Genomic DNA, 16,341 nt, shown 5'->3' on the forward strand with positions numbered 1-16,341 from the left:
GGCTGGAGGTTCGGCGCGTCCCTCGCCGGCCAGTCAACGATCGACGGTACGGACCGCCGCGAACCGTGGCAGCCGCCAGGCCCGGAGCCGGCGTGGCAGGGGGATCCGGCCCAGCGTGCGGGGCGCGCGAACGACACTGCGGACGGCCTGGGCCTGGGCGGACCGGTGCGCCGCCTGGCGGCTCAGCTCCCCACTGGACAGGTTCGAGGACCACCAGATGTCGGTGGATGTGACCATCGTGCTCTCCTTAGGGTCCGCCCGGCGTCGGTCGCCGAGCGTCTTCCTGAAGGGAACCGGAGGGTCGTGTGAGCCTGCGTTTGACGATCCGGTGGCGTGGGCCTGGCCTAGCTCGAAGGCTCGACGCCGAGCTCGCGCAGCAGCGTCGTGACCCGAGCGCGGATCTCGTCACGGATCGGGCGCACCGCCTCGACCCCTTGCCCGGCCGGGTCGTCGAGCACCCAGTCCTCGTACCGCTTGCCCGGGAAGTAGGGACAGGTGTCGCCGCATCCCATCGTGACGACCACGTCGGAGGCCTCGACGGCCTCGACCGTGAGCACCTTCGGGGACTCGGCGGCGATGTCGATGCCCTCCTCGGCCATCGCCGCGACGGCGGAGGGGTTGACCTCGTCGGCCGGCTGGCTCCCGGCGGACCGCACCTCCACGGCGCCACCCCCGAGGTGGGTCAGGTATGCCGCGGCCATCTGCGAGCGCCCCGCGTTGTGGACACACACGAACAGGACGGAGGGCTTGTCACTCATGCGGCGCTTCTTCGGGTCGTCGGGCGGTCGGCAGAGGGGACTTCGAGGATACGCAGGAGAATGAGTGCGGCCGCGACCCCGACGAGCTGGGCCAGGACGAAGGCCGGGACGCTGGAGGGAGCGATCCCCGAGAAGGTGTCGGAGAAGGCGCGAGCCACGGTCACGGCCGGGTTGGCGAACGACGTCGAGGAGGTCAGGAAGTAGGCGCCGAAGATCCAGGCCGGGACCACGAGGGCCGCCCGACCACCGTCGCGCAGGAGACCGATGGTGAGCACCAGCCCCGCCGTGGCCACGACCTCCCCGAGCCACAGACCGGAGCCGGTGCGCTGGTGGTGGGACAGGTGGAGGGCAGGCAGCCCGAACATGAGGTTGGCCAGCGCGGTGCCGGCCACCGCGCCGACGACCTGGGCCACGGCATACGGCGCGACGGCGCGCCAGGGATGGGCCCGTCGGACCGCCAACGCGACGGTGACGGCGGGGTTGAGGTGGGCACCGCTGAGCGGGCCGAGGCTGGAGATCAGCACCCCGAGGACGGCTGCGGTGGCCGCGGCGTTGACGAGGAGCTGGAGACCCACGTCGTCGGTGAGCCGCTGGGCCATCACGCCGGAGCCCACCACGGCCGCGAGCAGGCCCGCGGTACCGATCAGCTCAGCTGCCAGGCGGGACCGCATCGAGGTAGTCGTCAGCAACAGGCAGCCTCGGCCACGAGGGCGCTTCCGGCCGCAGCGGTCGGGGGGACCGCGGTGGCCGTGGTGGCCGTGGTGGCCGGGGCGGCCGTGGTGGCCGCGCCGCCTGCGCTGGTGCAACACCCACCGTCGTTGCTCGCGGCCACACCCGCCCCCACCAGGGGGAGGCTGGCCGTCGCCGGCCGGCCGGTCGCGGGGTCGTCGTCCTTGACGGTGTAGACCTCCCACGGGGCGCCGGCCGGGTCGTGCACCCAGACCTTGTCCTGCAAGGCATAGCAACACGTGGTGTCGCGCTCGTCGAACGCCGCCAGCCCCGCCTCCCGCAGTCGGTCCGCCCCGGCCTCCACCTCGGCGCTGCTGTCTACCTCGATGCCCAGGTGGTTGAGCGCCAGGGCCGTGCCCTCACCCCGCTGGTCCGCCGGGACCTCGATGAGCACGAGCTTCAGCGGGGGCTCGGCGATCGCGAAGTTCGCGTAGCCCGGGCGACGCTTGTGCGGGGTGGTGCCGAAGAGCGTCGAGTAGAACTCGACCGAGCGCTCGAGGTCGGCGACGTTGAGGGCGAGCTGGACACGAGACATGGACGTGCTCCTTCATCCGTCGGACTTGCATCGACTATGGTCTATGCAGGAAGTGAAACGGCTATATTGATGTTTGTCAATATCGAAGCCGCTCAATCTCTCAGGAGGACCCGTGCCCCAGCTGATCGCCACCCTGCGCGACACCACCGCGGCCGCGACCGACGGCGAAGCCTGCTGCGGCACGCTGACGACCGACGAGGCGATGGGTCGCGAGCAGGCCGAGGCGACTGCGCAGCTGCTCAAGGCGGTCTCCGACCCGGTGCGGCTCCAGCTGCTGTCGCTGATCCGGTCGTCCAAGGGACACGAGGCGTGCGTCTGCGACCTCACCCCGGCCGTGGGCCTCAGCCAGCCGACCGTGAGCCACCACCTCAAGGTGCTGACCGAGGCGGGCCTCCTGACCCGCGAGCGCCGTGGGACGTGGGCCTGGTTCCAGCTGGTGCCGGAGCGGCTCGACGACCTGGCCGCGATCTTCCGCTGAGCGGGCCAACTGAGCCAGCGCGGGTGAGCCGGGCTAGTTTCTGGGTATGCCGCCCGCTGCCCTGACCGAGCTCGTCCACCCCTCGTGGGCAGCCGCCTTGGAACCCGTGGCCGACACCGTGGCGGCCCTCGGTGAGTTCCTGCGGGGGGAGGTCGCCGCCGGACGGGGCTACCTGCCCGCGGGCAAGCACGTGCTCCGGGCGTTCGAGCGCCCCCTCGACGACGTGCGGGTGCTCATCGTCGGGCAGGACCCCTACCCGACGCCCGGCCACGCCGTCGGGCTGTCGTTCTCCGTCGCGCCCGACGTGCGTCCCGTCCCCCGGTCGCTCGTCAACATCTACGCCGAGCTGGAGAGCGACCTCGGGCTCCCGCGGCCGGCTTCCGGTGACCTGTCCCCCTGGGCCGACCAGGGGGTGCTGCTGCTCAACAGGGTGCTCACCGTGGCCCCGGGCAAGCCGGCGAGCCATCGCGGCAAGGGCTGGGAGTCAGTCACCGCGGCCGCCATCGTGGCCCTGGTCGAGCGCGGCGGACCACTCGTCGCGATCCTGTGGGGCAGGGACGCGAGGAACCTCGTGCCGCACCTGCCCGGCATACCGGCCATCGAGAGCGCCCACCCCTCCCCACTGTCGGCGCACTCGGGCTTCTTCGGCAGCAAGCCGTTCAGCCGCGCCAACGACCTCCTCGCCCAGCAGGGCGCCGCACCGATCGACTGGAGCCTGCCGTGACCGACGTGCCAACCCCCGACCTGGCCGATGACAACCAGACCCACCTGCCCGAGCGCGGCAAGGTCTGGCACCGCTACGTCGCGATCGGTGACTCCTTCACCGAGGGCATGTCCGACGCCGACCCCACCCGGGACAACTCCTACGTCGGGTGGGCCGACCGGCTCGCCTCGCACCTTGCCGCGATCGCGCACCGGGAGGGCGGCGACTTCGCATACGCCAACCTCGCCGTGCGCGGCCGCCTGCTCGCCGACGTGATCGGACCCCAGCTCGACGCGGCCATCGCGCTCGGTCCCGACCTCGTCTCGATGGTCGGCGGGGGCAACGACATCCTGCGGCCCAAGGCGGACCTCGACGCCATCGCAGCTCGGCTCGAGGCGGCGGTCGTGCGGCTGCGCGACGCGGGCGCCGACGTGCTCCTCGCGACACCGACCGACCCGGTGGGAGCGCCCCTGCTCAAGCACCTGCGGGGTCGACACGCGATCCACTCGGCCAACATCTTCAGCATCGCCCAGCAGCACGGCGCCTACGTCATCAACCAGTGGGGCATGAAGGCCCTGCAGGACTTCCGGCTGTGGGCCGACGACCGGATCCACATGACGACCGAGGGCCACCGACGGGTCGCCCTCAACGCACTGTCGGCGCTCGGCCACGACACCGACCGGGCGGACTGGTCGACGCCCCTGCCGCCGCAGCCACCCCAGGCCCGACGCGAGTCGGCCGCCGCGAACGCCGAATGGGCCAGGACCCACCTCGCCCCCTGGGTGCAGCGGCGGCTCAGGGGCGAGTCCTCGGGCGACACCGTGCAGGCCAAGCGCCCCCAGCTCACCCCCGTCGACCCCACCTGACTCGTCGGCCATCCATGCAAAAGGCGAGTTAGCGCCGCTTGGGCCCGGCGCTAACTCGCCTTTTGCATGGATGAGCGCCGGCGGGGTGCCGCTGACCTGCGGGATTCAAGTACTAGGACGTCCTACAACTACCATCGGGCCATGCCTGCGAACCGCCTGATGCCCACCGAGGAGGGCCAGGACCTCATCGACCTCACGCGCGAGATCTGCCAGAAGGAGCTGCTCCCGCAGGTCGACGAGGCGGAGCGTCGCGCAGCCACCACGCCAGAGCTCCCGCGGGACGCCTTCCGCGTGCTGGGCCGGGCCGGCCTCCTGTCGCTCCCCTACCCCGAGGACTTCGGTGGTGGCGGGCAGCCCTACGAGGTCTACCTCCAGGTCGTCGAGGAGATCGCCTCGGTCTGGATGTCGGTCGCGGTTGGTGTCTCCGTCCACTCCCTCACCTGCTACCCCGTCGCCCAGTTCGGCTCGCGGGCGCAGCAGGAGGCCCTGCTCCCCGGCATGCTGTCCGGTGACCAGCTCGGCGCCTACTGCCTGTCCGAGCGCAACTCCGGCTCCGACGTCGCGTCGATGGGCGCTCGGGCGACCGCCGACGACGACGCCGACCCCACGGCATACACGCTCAAGGGCACGAAGGCCTGGATCAGCCACGCGGGCCACGCGGACTTCTACACCTCGTTCGTGCGCACGTCCGACGACGGCGGACGCGGGTTGTCGTGCATCGTCGTGCCCGGCGACGCCGAGGGCCTGGCGTTCGGCGCCCCGGAGAAGAAGATGGGGCTGCACTGCGACACGGTGAGCGAGGTGCACTTCGAGGGCGTGCGGGTCCCTGCCGACCGGCTCGTCGGCACGCCCGGCCAGGGCATGGCCATCGCACTGTCCGCGCTGGACTCCGGTCGCCTCGGAATCGCTGCTGCCGCAACGGGATTGGCGCAAGCCGCCCTCGACCGGGCAGTCGCGTACGCCAAGGAGCGCGAGCAGTTCGGGCGCCCCATCGGTGACAACCAGGGGCTGGCCTTCCTGCTCGCCGACATGGAGGCAGCCGTCACGAGCGCGCGGGCGTCGTACCTGCACGCCGCGCGACTCCACGACGCCGGGCGACCGTTCACCAAGGAGGCGGCCGTGGCCAAGCTGGTGTGCACCGACAACGCCATGCGCGTGACCACGGACGCGGTGCAGGTGCTCGGCGGCGCCGGCTACACCCAGGACTTCCCGCTCGAGCGCTACATGCGCGAGGCCAAGGTGACCCAGATCTTCGAGGGCACCAACCAGATCCAGCGGCTCGTCATCAGCCGCCAGCTCCTGAAGAGCACGTCCAAGAGAGGCTGACAAACCTTGCAGATCAACGATTCCACCGTCGCGATCGTCACCGGCGGAGCCAGTGGCCTCGGCGGAGCCACGGTCCGTCGGCTGCACGCCGACGGTGCGGCCGTCGTGATCCTCGACCTCCCCTCGTCCCCCGGCGAGGCGCTGGCCGCCGAGCTGGGCGAGCGTGCCCGGTTCGTGGCCACGGACGTCCGCGACGAGGCGCAGGTGCAGGCGGCGATCGACGTGGCCCGCGAGCTCGGCACGCTCCGGATCGTGGTCAACTGCGCGGGGATCGGCACCCCCGGTCGCGTCGTCGGCAAGCGCGGACCGCTGCCGCTCGAGGACTTCACCAACGTCGTCACGATCAACCTGATCGGCACGTTCAACGTCCTGCGCCTCGCGGCAGCGGCGATGCTCGACAACGAGCCCGTCGACGGCGACCGCGGCGTCGTGGTCATGACCGCGTCCATCGCCGCCTACGACGGCCAGATCGGCCAGGCCGCGTATGCCGCCAGCAAGGGTGGCGTCGTCGGCCTCACCCTCAGCGCGGCTCGTGACCTGGCGGACAAGGGAATTCGCGTCATGACCGTCGCCCCGGGGACGTTCATGACGCCCATGCTCGCGGGTCTGCCGCCTGAGGCCACGGCGGTCCTCGAGGCGCAGGTGCCGCACCCGTCGAGGCTGGGAAGCCCCGACGAGTACGCCAACCTGGTCGCCCACATCGTCGACAACGGCATGCTCAACGGCGAGGTCATCCGGCTCGACGGCGCACTGCGGATGCCTCCTCGCTGACGGCCCAGGGTGCTGACCGCGGCCCCTCGCTGACGGTGGTCCATACGCTCTTCTACTGATCCCGACGACGCTCGCGTGGTGGCACCATCAGGAGTTGGGCCTGACTTGGAGGCGTCGGGTGTCCCACTCGTCCCGCCATGGGCCCCCGTCGAAGGGACCAGCCATGAGAGCACGCTCTCGGGCCGGAGCAGGGACGGTCCAGCACGCAGCAACTCAACACCTCACACCGGGACGCCCGGGACGCCCGTGGCGCCGCGGGGCAGGGTTCATCCTGACCGCAGCCCTCGGAGTCGCCCTCAGCGCCGCAGCCGGCACTCCAGCCACAGCTCGACAGGCCACTCCTCAGGACAGCTCCGCAGTGCTCCTCGAGTGGAACCTCCGGGCTCAACCCATCACCACCTCCCTGCGACCGACCGCCCACGGCCAGGCCCGCGGCACGGCCATGGTGGCTGGCGCGGTGTACGACGCGGTCAACGCCGTCCACGGCGGGCACCAGCCCTACCTGCTCGACCTCGACGCCCTGGCGATCAGTCCGGGAGCCTCCACCGACGCGGCTGTCGCCACCGCCGCCCACCACGTGCTCGTGGCCCTTGCGCCGGCCCAGCAGGGCACGCTCGACGGCGCCCTGGCGGCCACCCTCGCCGCAGTCCCGGACGGCGCAGCGGAAGACGAAGGGGTCCGCGCCGGAGCAGCGGCAGCCAAGGCGATGCTCGACTCCCGCCAGGGCGACGGGTTCATGGCACCGTTCACGTTCGACCTCGGCACGGAGGCGGGCGACTGGCGCCCCTTCCCCGCAGGCGGGCTCGACCCGGACCCGTGGGTGGGCAACCTCCGCCCGTTCCTCATCACCAGCCAGGACCAGTTCCCGTCCTCCGGCCCGAACTCGCTGACCAGTCGCGAGTACACGAAGGAGTTCAACGAGGTCAAGGAGCTGGGCTCGCTCACCAGCACCAGCCGGACCCCGGCCCAGACGAGGACGGCGATCTTCTGGCAGACGGCACCCGCGCCGCTCTGGCACGGCATGGCACGCGACCTCATCACCCGGCACGACCTCGGCGCCGCCGACGCGGCACGGCTGCTGGCCAGCATGAGCCTCGCAGGTGCTGACGGCGCCATCGCCTGCTGGAACGACAAGTACAACTGGTACTTCTGGCGGCCGGTGGCGGCCATCCGTGAGGCCGACACGGACGGCAACCCGGCGACGACTGCCGACCCCACGTGGCTCCCGCTGTTCGACCCGTCGACGGCGACCACGCCCCCGCTCTCGAACCCGCCGTTCCCGGAGCACCCCTCGGGGCACGGCTGCGTCACGGGCGCCACGCTCGGCGCCGTGGAGGCGTTCTTCGGGACCGACAAGGTGACCATCAACGTCTCCTCCGGCCGCTACCCGGGTGAGGTCCGCACCTTCTCCCGGCTGTCGACGGCGATGGACGAGGTCGTCGACGCGCGCGTCTGGGGCGGCATCCACTTCCGCACCGCCGACGTCGTGGGCTCGCAGATCGGCTCGAAGGTGGCCCGGTGGATGGACAAGCACTACTTCGAACCGGTCCACGGCGGCTCGTCCGGTTAGGCGGACCGCTGGGTCGGAAGGCGCTCGTACTCCAGCAGCACGGGAAACGGTACGAACGTCTCCGGCTTCTCGCGACCCGTGGGACGCCACCCCAGCCGCTCGTAGAACCGCCGGGGCCGGTGGTTCTCGCGAAGGCACCAGAGCAAGCGGCTGGGGACGGCGTCCATCAGCTCCGTGGCCAGGCCCGACCCCCACAGGTCGGGCCTGACCCCGAGGTGCAGCAGCGTGGTCGCGTCGAACGCGGCGAACGCCGTCAGCCCCTGGTCGTCCTCGCTCACCACCGTCGCGCTCGCGGCGTCGGCGAGCACCTCGTGCCACCGGTCGAGCGCCACCTGGTCGGGGTACGGGTGCGTCTCGGGCGGGAAGACGTGCGCGAGGGCGACGAGGTTGGCCGCCTTCTCGAGGTCCCGCAGCGCCACCGCGTCGCGGTCGGTTGCAGGCCTGAGCATGCCGGCCATGCTGCCACGCGGCATACCGGCAGCCCGCCGCCGCCCGCGAGGTGCGTGACGGGGCGGCCGCGGGCGATGATGGACGCCGAGAGGAGGTGGCCATGGATCGACCACCGGGCGTCCCGGACACCTTCGACATCCGCACCGTCGTCTACCTCCGGCGGGGAGACAACCCCCCTGATCTGGAGGAGGTCGAGTCCACAGCGCTCCACCACGCCCACCTGGCCCACCTCGCAGACCTGGGCCGGCGGGGGATCATCGTCGCCAACGGCCCCCTCCTCGACCAGTCCGACGACACCATCCGCGGCATGTCGGTCTACTCGGTCGACGCCATGGAGGCCCGCCGCCTGGCCGAGCAGGACCCTGCCGTGCGGGCCGGTCGGTTCCGCGTGGACGTGGCGCGGTGGGCCGTCGCCTCTGGGCGGATCGCCTTCCCGGAGCACGACGGACCGGTGGGCCGCGTGGTGGCCTTCGAGGACCTCTGACTGCTGACGTGGCAAACCCCGCCGACCTCTTGCGCGAAGCGGCGGGGATGGGTCAAGATCAGCGGACCTCCTTCGGGAGGCCAGTCTCCCTCGGGAGACACGAGACCCGGCCAACTCATACTTGGCCGGGTCTCACCTTTTGTAACAGGGGAAACAGACCCGGCCGGTGACCGACACGCAACGCCCGCGTAAACACTGGCGGGCCGAAGGACACCGCCACCTGTGGTTGGTTCGGTGCGGAAACGCCCGGATCTCCGGGTGGTTCCGCACCGAACCGCGAGCAGGCCCGAGCTCAGACGGACTCGGCGAACGCTTCCTCGAGGATGTCGAGGCCCTCGGAGAGCAGGTCGTCGCCGGCCGAGAGCGGCGGCAGGAACCGGAAGACGTTGCCGAAGGTGCCGCAGGTCAGGGTGACCAGGCCGCGGGCGTGGCAGGCCTTGTTGATCCGCCCGGTGAGGTCGGCGTCGGGGGTCTTGCGCTCGAGGTCGCTGACCAGCTCGACCGCCAGCATGGCCCCGCGACCGCGGATGTCGCCGATGACGCCGTACTTGTCGGCGAGCGCCTCGAGCCGTGGGCGGAACAGCGCCTCGACCGCGCGGGCCCGTCCGGCGAGGTCATCGGCCTTCATCGTCTCGATCGCCGCGAGGGCGCTCGCACACGCGACCGGGTTGCCGCCGTAGGTGCCGCCGAGGCCACCGACGTGGATCGCGTCCATCACGTCGGCCCGACCGGTCAGCGCGGCCAGCGGCATGCCACCGGCGATGCCCTTGGCGGTGGTGATGAGGTCCGGCACGACGTCCTCGTGCTCGGAGGCGAACCAGTCGCCGGTGCGGCAGAACCCGGTCTGCACCTCGTCGGCGATGAACAGGATCCCCTGCTCGGTGCACCAGTCCGAGACCTTCTTCATGAATCCCGGTGCGGGCACGATGAACCCGCCCTCGCCCTGGATCGGCTCGAGGATGACGGCGGCGGTGTTGTCCTCGCCGACCTGGGCGTGCACGAGGTCGACGAACTCGGTGAAGGCCTCGTCGGCGCAGACCTCCGGGCCGGTGGGCCAGCGGTAGGGGTAGGCCATCGGCACGCGGTAGATCTCGCTCGCGAACGGACCGAACCGGTGCTTGTAGGGCATGTTCTTCGCGGTCAGGCCCATCGTCAGGTTGGTGCGTCCGTGGTAGGCGTGGTCGAACGCGACGACGCCCTGGCGCCCGGTGAAGTGGCGGGCCACCTTGACGGCGTTCTCGACGGCCTCGGAGCCGGAGTTGAAGAGCGCAGAACGCTTGTCGTGCGTGCCCGGCGTGACCTCGGCCAGCACCTCGGCCACCTCGAGGTACTCCTCGTAGGGCGTGACCATGAAGCAGGTGTGGGTGAAGTCGTTGATCTGTGCGGTGACGGCGTCGATGACCCGCTGGTTGCCGTTGCCCACGGTCGTCACGGCGATCCCCGAGCCGAAGTCGATCAGCTGGTTGCCGTCGACGTCGCGCAGGATCCCGCCCGCCGCCTGCTCGATGTAGACGGGGAGGCCGGTGCCCACGCCGGCGGACACCGCGGCGAGCTTGCGCTGCTGGAGGGCCTGGCTCTTGGGGCCGGGGATGCTGGTCGCGAGGACACGCTTCTGTTCGAGCATGCGCCGAGCATACGACCGCCCGGCTTCCCCTTTATCGGGTCTAGCAGGAAGGTTGCGCTTCGCCCGAGAACCCTTCCCCGGTGAAGCGCAACTTTGTCCCTCAACCCGATAAAGGGGAGGTATGCCGCGTGCGTGGCGGCGCGGCATACCTCCCCTTAGCGTGGGGGCATGGCATCCAAGGCGAGCTCGCCCGCGGTCGAGGTAGAGGTCGGCGAGCGCGACGTGCGCATCTCGAACCCCGACCGCGTCTACTTCCCGGCCCGCGGCGAGACCAAGCTCGACCTCGTCAACTACTACCTCTCGGTGGGCGACGGGATCGTCAACGCGCTGCGCGAGCGGCCCTGCATGCTGCACCGCTTCCCCGAGGGCGTGGCGGGCGAGAAGGTGCACCAGAAACGGGTGCCCCACGGCGCCCCGCCGTGGCTCGAGACGGTGCGCGTGACCTTCCCGCGCTGGAACCGGACGGCTGACGAGCTGTGCGTCACCGAACTCGCGCAGGTCATCTGGGCGGTGCAGATGTCGACCGTCGAGTTCCACCCGTGGAACAGCCGCCGGGCCGACGTGGAGAAGCCCGACGAGTGGCGGATCGACCTCGACCCTGGGCCCGACTGTCCCTGGGACCGGGTGCAGCGCGTGGCCCACGTCGCCCACGAGGTGCTCGACGAGCTCGGTGCCGTCGGCTGGCCGAAGACCAGCGGCGGGTCGGGGATGCACGTCTACGTGCGGATCAAGCCGGAGTGGGGCTTCAAGGACGTGCGTCGCGGGGCCTTGGCGTTCGCCCGGGAGGTCGAGCGACGCATGCCCGACGACGTCACCACCACCTGGTGGCGCAAGGACCGCGACCCCGCCGACCTCTTCGTCGACTACAACCAGAACGCGCGCGACCACACGATCGCCGCCGCCTACTCGGTGCGCGGCAACCCGATCGGCACGGTGTCGGCCCCGATCCGCTGGGACGAGGTGGACGACGTGGTCCCCGACGACTTCACCATCGCGACGATGCCGGCCCGCTACGCCGAGCTGGGCGACCTGCACGCGGGGATCGACGACGCGGTGTTCGAGATCGACCAGCTCGTCGAGTGGGCTGACCGTGACGAGCGCGAGGGGGCCGACGAGCCGCCCGAGCCCGACGCCGACTGAGAGCACGGTCGACGCCGAATTCGACCGCGCAGTGGAGGCTCCGCTTCTGCGGAGGAAAGTGCTCCACACAACCGCAGGTGCGGGGGTAGTGTTCTCGTCATGCCGCTGATGAGGATCAAGGACGCCGCGTCGTTCCTCGGCGTGAGCGACGACACCGTGCGCCGCTGGGTCGACAGCGGCGCGCTCGAGGCCGACTCCGACGAGTCCGGCCGCAAGGTCGTCGACGGCTACCAGGTGGCGCTCCTGGCCCGCGACCAGGCCCACGCGGTCGCGGACCCGAGCGCCGTCGGGCGGTCGGCTCGCAACCGCTTCGTGGGCCTGGTCACCGACATCAAGCGCGACACCGTGATGGCCCAGGTCGAGATGCAGTGCGGTCCGTTCCGCGTGGTCTCGCTGATGAGCTCCGAGGCCGTCGACGACCTCGCGCTCGAGCTCGGGTCGGTCGCCATCGCGGTCGTGAAGTCCACCACCGTCATCGTCGAGACTCCTGAAGGAGCGTCATGACCGTCCTCCCCCGCCGCGCACTGCCGGCCGTGGCCCTCGCCGGCCTCCTCCTGACGACCGCAGCCTGCGGGTCGGGATCCTCGACGGACGACGGGTCGCCGCAGGGGGGCGGCTCGTCGTCGACCTCGTCCTCGCCCGGGGGCGAGCTCAGCGGCACCGTGACGGTCTTCGCCGCAGCCTCGCTGAAGAAGACGTTCACCGCGATCGGCGCCGAGTTCGAGAAGGCCCACCCAGGGGTGACGGTGACCTTCAACTTCGCTGGCTCCTCCGACCTCGTGGCCCAGATCCAGCAGGGCGCCCCGGCCGACGTCTTCGCCTCGGCCGACACCAAGAACATGGACAAGGCCACCGGTGACTCGCTCACGGCGGCCGCCCCGGTCGACTTCGCGTCCAACACCCTGGAGATCGCGGTGCCCCCGGGCAACCCGGCCAAGATCGCGAGCCTGGCCGACCTGGCCAAGCCCGGCCTGAAGGTCGTGCGGTGCGCACCCGAGGTCCCCTGCGGCTCGGCCGCGGCGAAGGTCGAGGCGGCGGCAAAGATCGACATCAAGCCGGTCAGCGAGGAGCAGTCGGTCACCGACGTCCTCGGCAAGGTCACGAGCAAGGAGGCCGACGCGGGCCTGGTCTACGTCACCGACGTGAAGGGCGCGGGCGACGCCGTCGAGGGCGTGGAGTTCGCCGAGTCGTCGTCGGCCGTGAACACCTACCCGATCGCGACGCTCAAGGCCAGCAAGAACGCCGCTGCCGCCCAGGCGTTCCTCGAGGCAGTCACCGGCGAGCCCGGGCAGGGCATCCTCGCGGCCGCCGGGTTCGCCAAGCCGTAGCCTGCACGTCGTGCCCCTGGTTCCTGCAACACCGCGAGGTCAACCGCGGCTGGGACTGCCCACCTGGGTGTTCGTCCCCGCCGCGGTCGGGGCGACGTTCGTCGTCCTCCCCCTCGTGGCGATGCTCACCCGGGTGGAGTGGGGCAGCTTCGGCTCGCTCATCACCTCCGAGTCGTCCCGCGCGGCGCTGGCGCTGAGCCTGCGGACCTCGTTGGCGAGCACCGTGCTGTGCATCCTGTTCGGCGTGCCCATGGCGCTCGTCCTGGCGCGCACCGAGTTCCGGGGTCAGTCGATCGCCCGCTCGCTCGTGCTGCTCCCGCTCGTGCTGCCACCGGTGGTCGGTGGCATCGCCCTCCTCTACACGTTCGGTCGCAGGGGGTTGCTCGGGCACTCCATGGAGGTGCTGGGCCTGCAGATCGCCTTCTCCACCACCGCGGTCGTGATGGCCCAGACCTTCGTGGCGCTGCCGTTCCTCGTCGTCAGCCTCGAGGGCGCCCTCCGCACCGGCGGCCAGCGGTTCGAGGAGGTGGCCGCGACCCTCGGCGCCCGACCCACCACGGTGTTCCTGCGCGTCACCCTCCCCCTCGTCCTGCCGGGGCTGGCGTCCGGGGCGGTGCTGGCGTTCGCGCGAGCCCTCGGCGAGTTCGGCGCCACGATCACCTTCGCCGGCAGCCTGCAGGGAGTCACCCGCACGCTGCCCCTGGAGATCTACCTCCAGCGCGAGACCGACCCGCAGGCTGCGGTCGCCCTGTCGCTGGTGCTGGTCGTCGTGGCGACCGTCGTCATCGCCCTCACCCGACGGTCGCGGACCGCGCTGTGACCAGGGCGGCGCAGTGACAAGGGCGGAACAGTGAAGCTCGAAGCCCGCGTGGGCTTCCCCGACCGCGACCTCGACCTCGGGCTCGCGGTCGAGGCGGGGCGCACGCTCGCGCTGCTCGGCCCCAACGGCGCGGGCAAGTCCACGGCGCTCGCCTCCATCGCCGGCCTCCTGCGCCCGGCGTCCGGCCGCATCACCCTCGACTCCCGAATCCTGTTCTCGCACCACGGCGACAGCGATGCCACCTGGGTGCCGCCGCACGCCCGCGGGGTGGCGCTGCTGGCGCAGGAAGCCCGCCTCTTCCCCCACCTGTCGGTGCTCGACAACGTGGCCTTCGGCCCACGCAGCGCCGGTATGCCGCGTGGCCGGGCTCGCGAAGTGGCGCACCAGTGGCTGGCGCAGGTGGACGCGGAGGAGTTCGCGGACCGGCGACCCGCGGCCCTCTCCGGCGGTCAGGCCCAGCGGGTCGCCATCGCCCGCGCGCTCGCCACCGAGCCCCACCTGCTGCTGCTCGACGAGCCGCTCTCGGCGCTGGACGTCGACTCTGCCCCGGCCATCCGCCAGCTCCTGCGCAGGGTGCTCCAGGGCCGCACGACCATCGTCGTCACGCACGACATCCTCGACGCCGTGCTGCTCGCCGACGACGTCGCCGTGCTCGAGGCGGGACGCGTCGTCGAGGAGGGGCCCACCTCGCGGGTGCTGACCCGGCCCACCAGCCGGTTCGCCGCGCGCATCGCCGGCCTCAACCTGGTGCGCGGCACGGCCCACGGCACCACGGTCTCCACGCCGGAGGGGCTCCACGTCGAAGGCCTGTCGGAAGACGACCTGGCCGACGGCTCAGCGGCCGTCGCAGTGTTCAGCCCGAGCGCCGTGGGTGTCTACCGCGTCGCGCCCTCGGGCAGCCCGCGCAACGTCGTGCACGCGACGGTCACCGAGCTGGAACCGCATGGCCACCAGGTACGGGTGCACACGGCATACCTCTCGGCGGACATCACGCCGGCGGCGCTGGCCGACCTCGACCTGGCCCCGGGCGCCGAGGTCGTGCTCACGGTCAAGGCCAGCGAAGTGGCCGTCTACGCCGCCTGACGGCTGGCCGGGCGTCCGGCTTGGGGGGCTGGCTTCGCGGCCGGCGTGGGGCGGACCGTCGAGACCCCTCGTCCCACCTCGGGGCGACAACGCCGCCGTACTAGGACTTCTGGGCCATGACGGGCCAGATCGGTCACGGCACGGTGGTTCGTGGGCCCGCACGTGCCCACTGACCAAGGGAGGAAGACCACCATGCGCAGACTGCCGTTCATCACCACCGGAGCCCTTGTCCTCACCCTCGGACTCGTACCGGCCGCCTCGGCACAGGACGAGCCGGACCCCTGCCTGCTCATCTTCGGAGTGGATGCCGCGACGATCCTCGGGACCGCCGGACCCGACGTCATCGTCGGCACCCCCGGCCCAGACGTGATCCTGGCCGGAGCCGGTGACGACGTGGTCACCGGCAGCGGTGGCGACGACCTGATCTGCGGCGGGCCCGGCAGCGACCGCCTCGACGGCGGCGACGGGAGTGACTTCATCCTCGGTGACACCGGGGAGACCTTCCTGCTGGGCAACCCGGCAGGGATGAACGTCCCCGGCGGCGACGACCAGCTGGTCGGCGGTGCCGGCGACGACCAGCTGGCCGGCGAGGGCGGTGCCGACCTGCTCCGAGCCGGTGACGGCAACGACTTCGCGACCGGGCAGATGGGTCCCGACACCGTCATGGGCGAGGCGGGCGACGACGAGCTGTTCGGCGGCCCGGCCGATGACGTCGTCAACGGTGGCGCCGGCAACGACGTGGTGGTCGGCAACTTCGGCAACGACACCGTGCTCGGCGGCAGCGGTGACGACCTGATGACCGGGGACAACCCCGCACCCGTGACGCCCGGGCCATCCTTCGACGTCTGCAACGGCCAGCAGGGCCAGGACTTCGCGGTCGAAGGGTCGTGTGAGCGGCTGAACCAGGTGGAGTCGACCGGTCCGCTGCCCGAGTGAGCTCGCGCCACGCCGCGGACGACGCTCGCCCGCGGTGTGGCGGTGCCCGAGGTCGCGGGGTCCGCGCCGCGCGGGAGGGCCGGGTCCACCATGATCTCCTCATGCCCGCCACCAGAAGGGCCCCCGACAGAGGGGCCAGCAACAACGGGGTTCACGACTCGAGTGTCCGCGCAGGCTGGTGGGCGCCCGCCGCCGTCCTGGCGCTGACCGTCGTGCAACTCGGCGTGGGCACGTTCGCGAGCAGCCTGCAGCAGTTCGAGGGCAAGGCCTTCGGAGCCCGGCTCGTGGCGTACCCCGTGATGATGCTCGTGGTGCCCGTGGTCTGGTGGCTGGTGCACCGTGGGCGCGGGGCCAGGGTCCCGTGGAGCGCCTTCGCCTTGGTGATGGCGCCGTTCCTCATCGACGTCACCGGCAACACCCTCGACCTCTACGACTCGGTGGTGTGGTGGGACGACGCCAACCACTTCGTCAACTGGGTGCTGCTGTGTGCCGGCCTGGGTCTCCTACTGCTGCAAGGGATCCAGCCACCGTGGGCACGCGTGCTGCTGGTGACCGGACTCGGTGCCGTGCTCGCGATCGGGTGGGAGCTCGGCGAGTGGTACACCTTCATCCGCCACGGCACCGAGCTCGACACGGCCTACCAGGACACCCTCGGCGACGAGGCGCTCGGCACCCTCGGCGCCCTCGTGGCCGGCCTGGTCCTGCGCCGACCACCCCGCGCCGAGCGCGACTGACTGCGA

The 16,341-nt window shown here is 71.5% G+C and carries 20 protein-coding genes; 14 read left to right on the plus strand and 6 right to left on the minus strand.

Annotated elements, in window-relative coordinates:
• Positions 1-33: 33 nt before the first annotated feature.
• From AC1DWJ_RS08485 to AC1DWJ_RS08500, 4 genes are all read right to left on the minus strand, one after another.
• Positions 34-237 (minus strand): hypothetical protein, encoded by a 204-nt coding sequence (locus AC1DWJ_RS08485; protein WP_457254726.1) that lies wholly within the window; start codon positions 235-237, stop codon positions 34-36.
• A 107-nt stretch (positions 238-344) separates the two neighbouring features.
• Positions 345-758: an arsenate reductase ArsC gene (locus AC1DWJ_RS08490; protein WP_477620532.1), complete on the minus strand. Its 414-nt coding sequence runs from the start codon at positions 756-758 to the stop codon at positions 345-347.
• The gene (locus tag AC1DWJ_RS08495; RefSeq protein ID WP_477620533.1) at positions 755-1,429 is read right to left on the minus strand and encodes an aquaporin; all 675 of its coding nucleotides are present in this window, start codon (positions 1,427-1,429) and stop codon (positions 755-757) included. Before AC1DWJ_RS08495 ends, AC1DWJ_RS08490 begins: the two co-directional genes overlap by 4 nt.
• An 11-nt stretch (positions 1,430-1,440) precedes the next feature.
• Positions 1,441-2,022, minus strand: coding sequence for an ArsI/CadI family heavy metal resistance metalloenzyme (locus tag AC1DWJ_RS08500; protein WP_477620534.1), 582 nt, complete (start codon positions 2,020-2,022; stop codon positions 1,441-1,443).
• 112 nt (positions 2,023-2,134) lie between these two features.
• Between AC1DWJ_RS08500 and AC1DWJ_RS08505 the strand changes: the two genes are divergently transcribed.
• From AC1DWJ_RS08505 to AC1DWJ_RS08530, 6 genes are all read left to right on the plus strand, one after another.
• Positions 2,135-2,500: an ArsR/SmtB family transcription factor gene (locus tag AC1DWJ_RS08505; RefSeq protein ID WP_477620535.1), complete on the plus strand. Its 366-nt coding sequence runs from the start codon at positions 2,135-2,137 to the stop codon at positions 2,498-2,500.
• A gap of 46 nt (positions 2,501-2,546) precedes the next feature.
• The gene (locus tag AC1DWJ_RS08510; RefSeq protein WP_477620536.1) at positions 2,547-3,224 is read left to right on the plus strand and encodes a uracil-DNA glycosylase; all 678 of its coding nucleotides are present in this window, start codon (positions 2,547-2,549) and stop codon (positions 3,222-3,224) included.
• Positions 3,221-4,069 (plus strand): SGNH/GDSL hydrolase family protein, encoded by an 849-nt coding sequence (locus tag AC1DWJ_RS08515; protein ID WP_457254733.1) that lies wholly within the window; start codon positions 3,221-3,223, stop codon positions 4,067-4,069. Before AC1DWJ_RS08510 ends, AC1DWJ_RS08515 begins: the two co-directional genes overlap by 4 nt.
• A gap of 141 nt (positions 4,070-4,210) precedes the next feature.
• The gene (locus AC1DWJ_RS08520; protein ID WP_477620537.1) at positions 4,211-5,395 is read left to right on the plus strand and encodes an acyl-CoA dehydrogenase family protein; all 1,185 of its coding nucleotides are present in this window, start codon (positions 4,211-4,213) and stop codon (positions 5,393-5,395) included.
• A gap of 6 nt (positions 5,396-5,401) precedes the next feature.
• A complete protein-coding gene (locus tag AC1DWJ_RS08525; protein ID WP_457254735.1) occupies positions 5,402-6,166 on the plus strand; it encodes an SDR family NAD(P)-dependent oxidoreductase in 765 nt (254 codons plus the stop codon).
• A gap of 163 nt (positions 6,167-6,329) precedes the next feature.
• A complete protein-coding gene (locus AC1DWJ_RS08530; RefSeq protein ID WP_477620538.1) occupies positions 6,330-7,736 on the plus strand; it encodes a vanadium-dependent haloperoxidase in 1,407 nt (468 codons plus the stop codon).
• Here the strand turns inward: AC1DWJ_RS08530 and AC1DWJ_RS08535 are convergent.
• A complete protein-coding gene (locus AC1DWJ_RS08535; protein ID WP_477620539.1) occupies positions 7,733-8,185 on the minus strand; it encodes an N-acetyltransferase family protein in 453 nt (150 codons plus the stop codon). The two genes, AC1DWJ_RS08530 and AC1DWJ_RS08535, sit on opposite strands and share 4 nt — an antisense overlap.
• 101 nt (positions 8,186-8,286) lie before the next feature.
• Here AC1DWJ_RS08535 and AC1DWJ_RS08540 point away from each other — a divergent pair, with 101 nt between their 5' ends.
• Complete coding sequence (locus AC1DWJ_RS08540) at positions 8,287-8,670, plus strand: YciI family protein (protein ID WP_477620540.1); 384 nt, start codon at positions 8,287-8,289, stop codon at positions 8,668-8,670.
• A gap of 292 nt (positions 8,671-8,962) precedes the next feature.
• Here AC1DWJ_RS08540 and gabT read toward each other — a convergent pair whose 3' ends face one another.
• A complete protein-coding gene (gabT, locus tag AC1DWJ_RS08545) occupies positions 8,963-10,294 on the minus strand; it encodes a 4-aminobutyrate--2-oxoglutarate transaminase (RefSeq protein ID WP_477620541.1) in 1,332 nt (443 codons plus the stop codon).
• 168 nt (positions 10,295-10,462) lie between these two features.
• On the opposite strand from gabT, the gene ligD reads away from it, so the two are divergent.
• The 7 genes from ligD to AC1DWJ_RS08580 all read left to right on the plus strand — a co-directional run bounded on the left by ligD (position 10,463) and on the right by AC1DWJ_RS08580 (position 16,335).
• On the plus strand, positions 10,463-11,434 hold the full coding sequence (ligD, locus tag AC1DWJ_RS08550; protein ID WP_477620542.1) for a non-homologous end-joining DNA ligase: 972 nt from the start codon (positions 10,463-10,465) through the stop codon (positions 11,432-11,434).
• 99 nt (positions 11,435-11,533) lie between these two features.
• Positions 11,534-11,938: a TOBE domain-containing protein gene (locus AC1DWJ_RS08555; protein WP_457254742.1), complete on the plus strand. Its 405-nt coding sequence runs from the start codon at positions 11,534-11,536 to the stop codon at positions 11,936-11,938.
• Entirely contained in the window at positions 11,935-12,762 is an 828-nt protein-coding gene (gene modA, locus AC1DWJ_RS08560; RefSeq protein WP_477620543.1) for a molybdate ABC transporter substrate-binding protein, read from the plus strand. Before AC1DWJ_RS08555 ends, modA begins: the two co-directional genes overlap by 4 nt.
• Before the next feature lie 16 nt (positions 12,763-12,778).
• Positions 12,779-13,582, plus strand: a complete 804-nt coding sequence (locus AC1DWJ_RS08565) for an ABC transporter permease (RefSeq protein WP_457254858.1) — start codon at positions 12,779-12,781, stop codon at positions 13,580-13,582.
• A gap of 30 nt (positions 13,583-13,612) precedes the next feature.
• Positions 13,613-14,665, plus strand: coding sequence for a sulfate/molybdate ABC transporter ATP-binding protein (locus tag AC1DWJ_RS08570; RefSeq protein ID WP_477620544.1), 1,053 nt, complete (start codon positions 13,613-13,615; stop codon positions 14,663-14,665).
• Between the two features lie 192 nt (positions 14,666-14,857).
• Positions 14,858-15,601 (plus strand): calcium-binding protein, encoded by a 744-nt coding sequence (locus AC1DWJ_RS08575; RefSeq protein WP_477620545.1) that lies wholly within the window; start codon positions 14,858-14,860, stop codon positions 15,599-15,601.
• A 101-nt stretch (positions 15,602-15,702) separates the two neighbouring features.
• On the plus strand, positions 15,703-16,335 hold the full coding sequence (locus AC1DWJ_RS08580; protein WP_477620546.1) for a DUF2238 domain-containing protein: 633 nt from the start codon (positions 15,703-15,705) through the stop codon (positions 16,333-16,335).
• Positions 16,336-16,341 lie beyond the last annotated feature (6 nt).

This window comes from Pedococcus sp. P2_D7 (genome assembly GCF_056404295.1).

Coding starts and splice junctions, on each gene's coding strand:
- AC1DWJ_RS08510 (WP_477620536.1), top strand. CDS start 2,547: ATGCCGCCCGCTGCCCTGACCGAGCTCGTCCACCCCTCGTGGGCAGCC.
- AC1DWJ_RS08555 (WP_457254742.1), top strand. CDS start 11,534: ATGCCGCTGATGAGGATCAAGGACGCCGCGTCGTTCCTCGGCGTGAGC.
- ligD (WP_477620542.1), top strand. CDS start 10,463: ATGGCATCCAAGGCGAGCTCGCCCGCGGTCGAGGTAGAGGTCGGCGAG.
- modA (WP_477620543.1), top strand. CDS start 11,935: ATGACCGTCCTCCCCCGCCGCGCACTGCCGGCCGTGGCCCTCGCCGGC.
- gabT (WP_477620541.1), bottom strand. CDS start 10,294: ATGCTCGAACAGAAGCGTGTCCTCGCGACCAGCATCCCCGGCCCCAAG.
- AC1DWJ_RS08575 (WP_477620545.1), top strand. CDS start 14,858: ATGCGCAGACTGCCGTTCATCACCACCGGAGCCCTTGTCCTCACCCTC.
- AC1DWJ_RS08490 (WP_477620532.1), bottom strand. CDS start 758: ATGAGTGACAAGCCCTCCGTCCTGTTCGTGTGTGTCCACAACGCGGGG.
- AC1DWJ_RS08500 (WP_477620534.1), bottom strand. CDS start 2,022: ATGTCTCGTGTCCAGCTCGCCCTCAACGTCGCCGACCTCGAGCGCTCG.
- AC1DWJ_RS08535 (WP_477620539.1), bottom strand. CDS start 8,185: ATGCTCAGGCCTGCAACCGACCGCGACGCGGTGGCGCTGCGGGACCTC.
- AC1DWJ_RS08540 (WP_477620540.1), top strand. CDS start 8,287: ATGGATCGACCACCGGGCGTCCCGGACACCTTCGACATCCGCACCGTC.
- AC1DWJ_RS08485 (WP_457254726.1), bottom strand. CDS start 237: ATGGTCACATCCACCGACATCTGGTGGTCCTCGAACCTGTCCAGTGGG.
- AC1DWJ_RS08495 (WP_477620533.1), bottom strand. CDS start 1,429: ATGCGGTCCCGCCTGGCAGCTGAGCTGATCGGTACCGCGGGCCTGCTC.
- AC1DWJ_RS08530 (WP_477620538.1), top strand. CDS start 6,330: ATGAGAGCACGCTCTCGGGCCGGAGCAGGGACGGTCCAGCACGCAGCA.
- AC1DWJ_RS08580 (WP_477620546.1), top strand. CDS start 15,703: ATGCCCGCCACCAGAAGGGCCCCCGACAGAGGGGCCAGCAACAACGGG.
- AC1DWJ_RS08520 (WP_477620537.1), top strand. CDS start 4,211: ATGCCTGCGAACCGCCTGATGCCCACCGAGGAGGGCCAGGACCTCATC.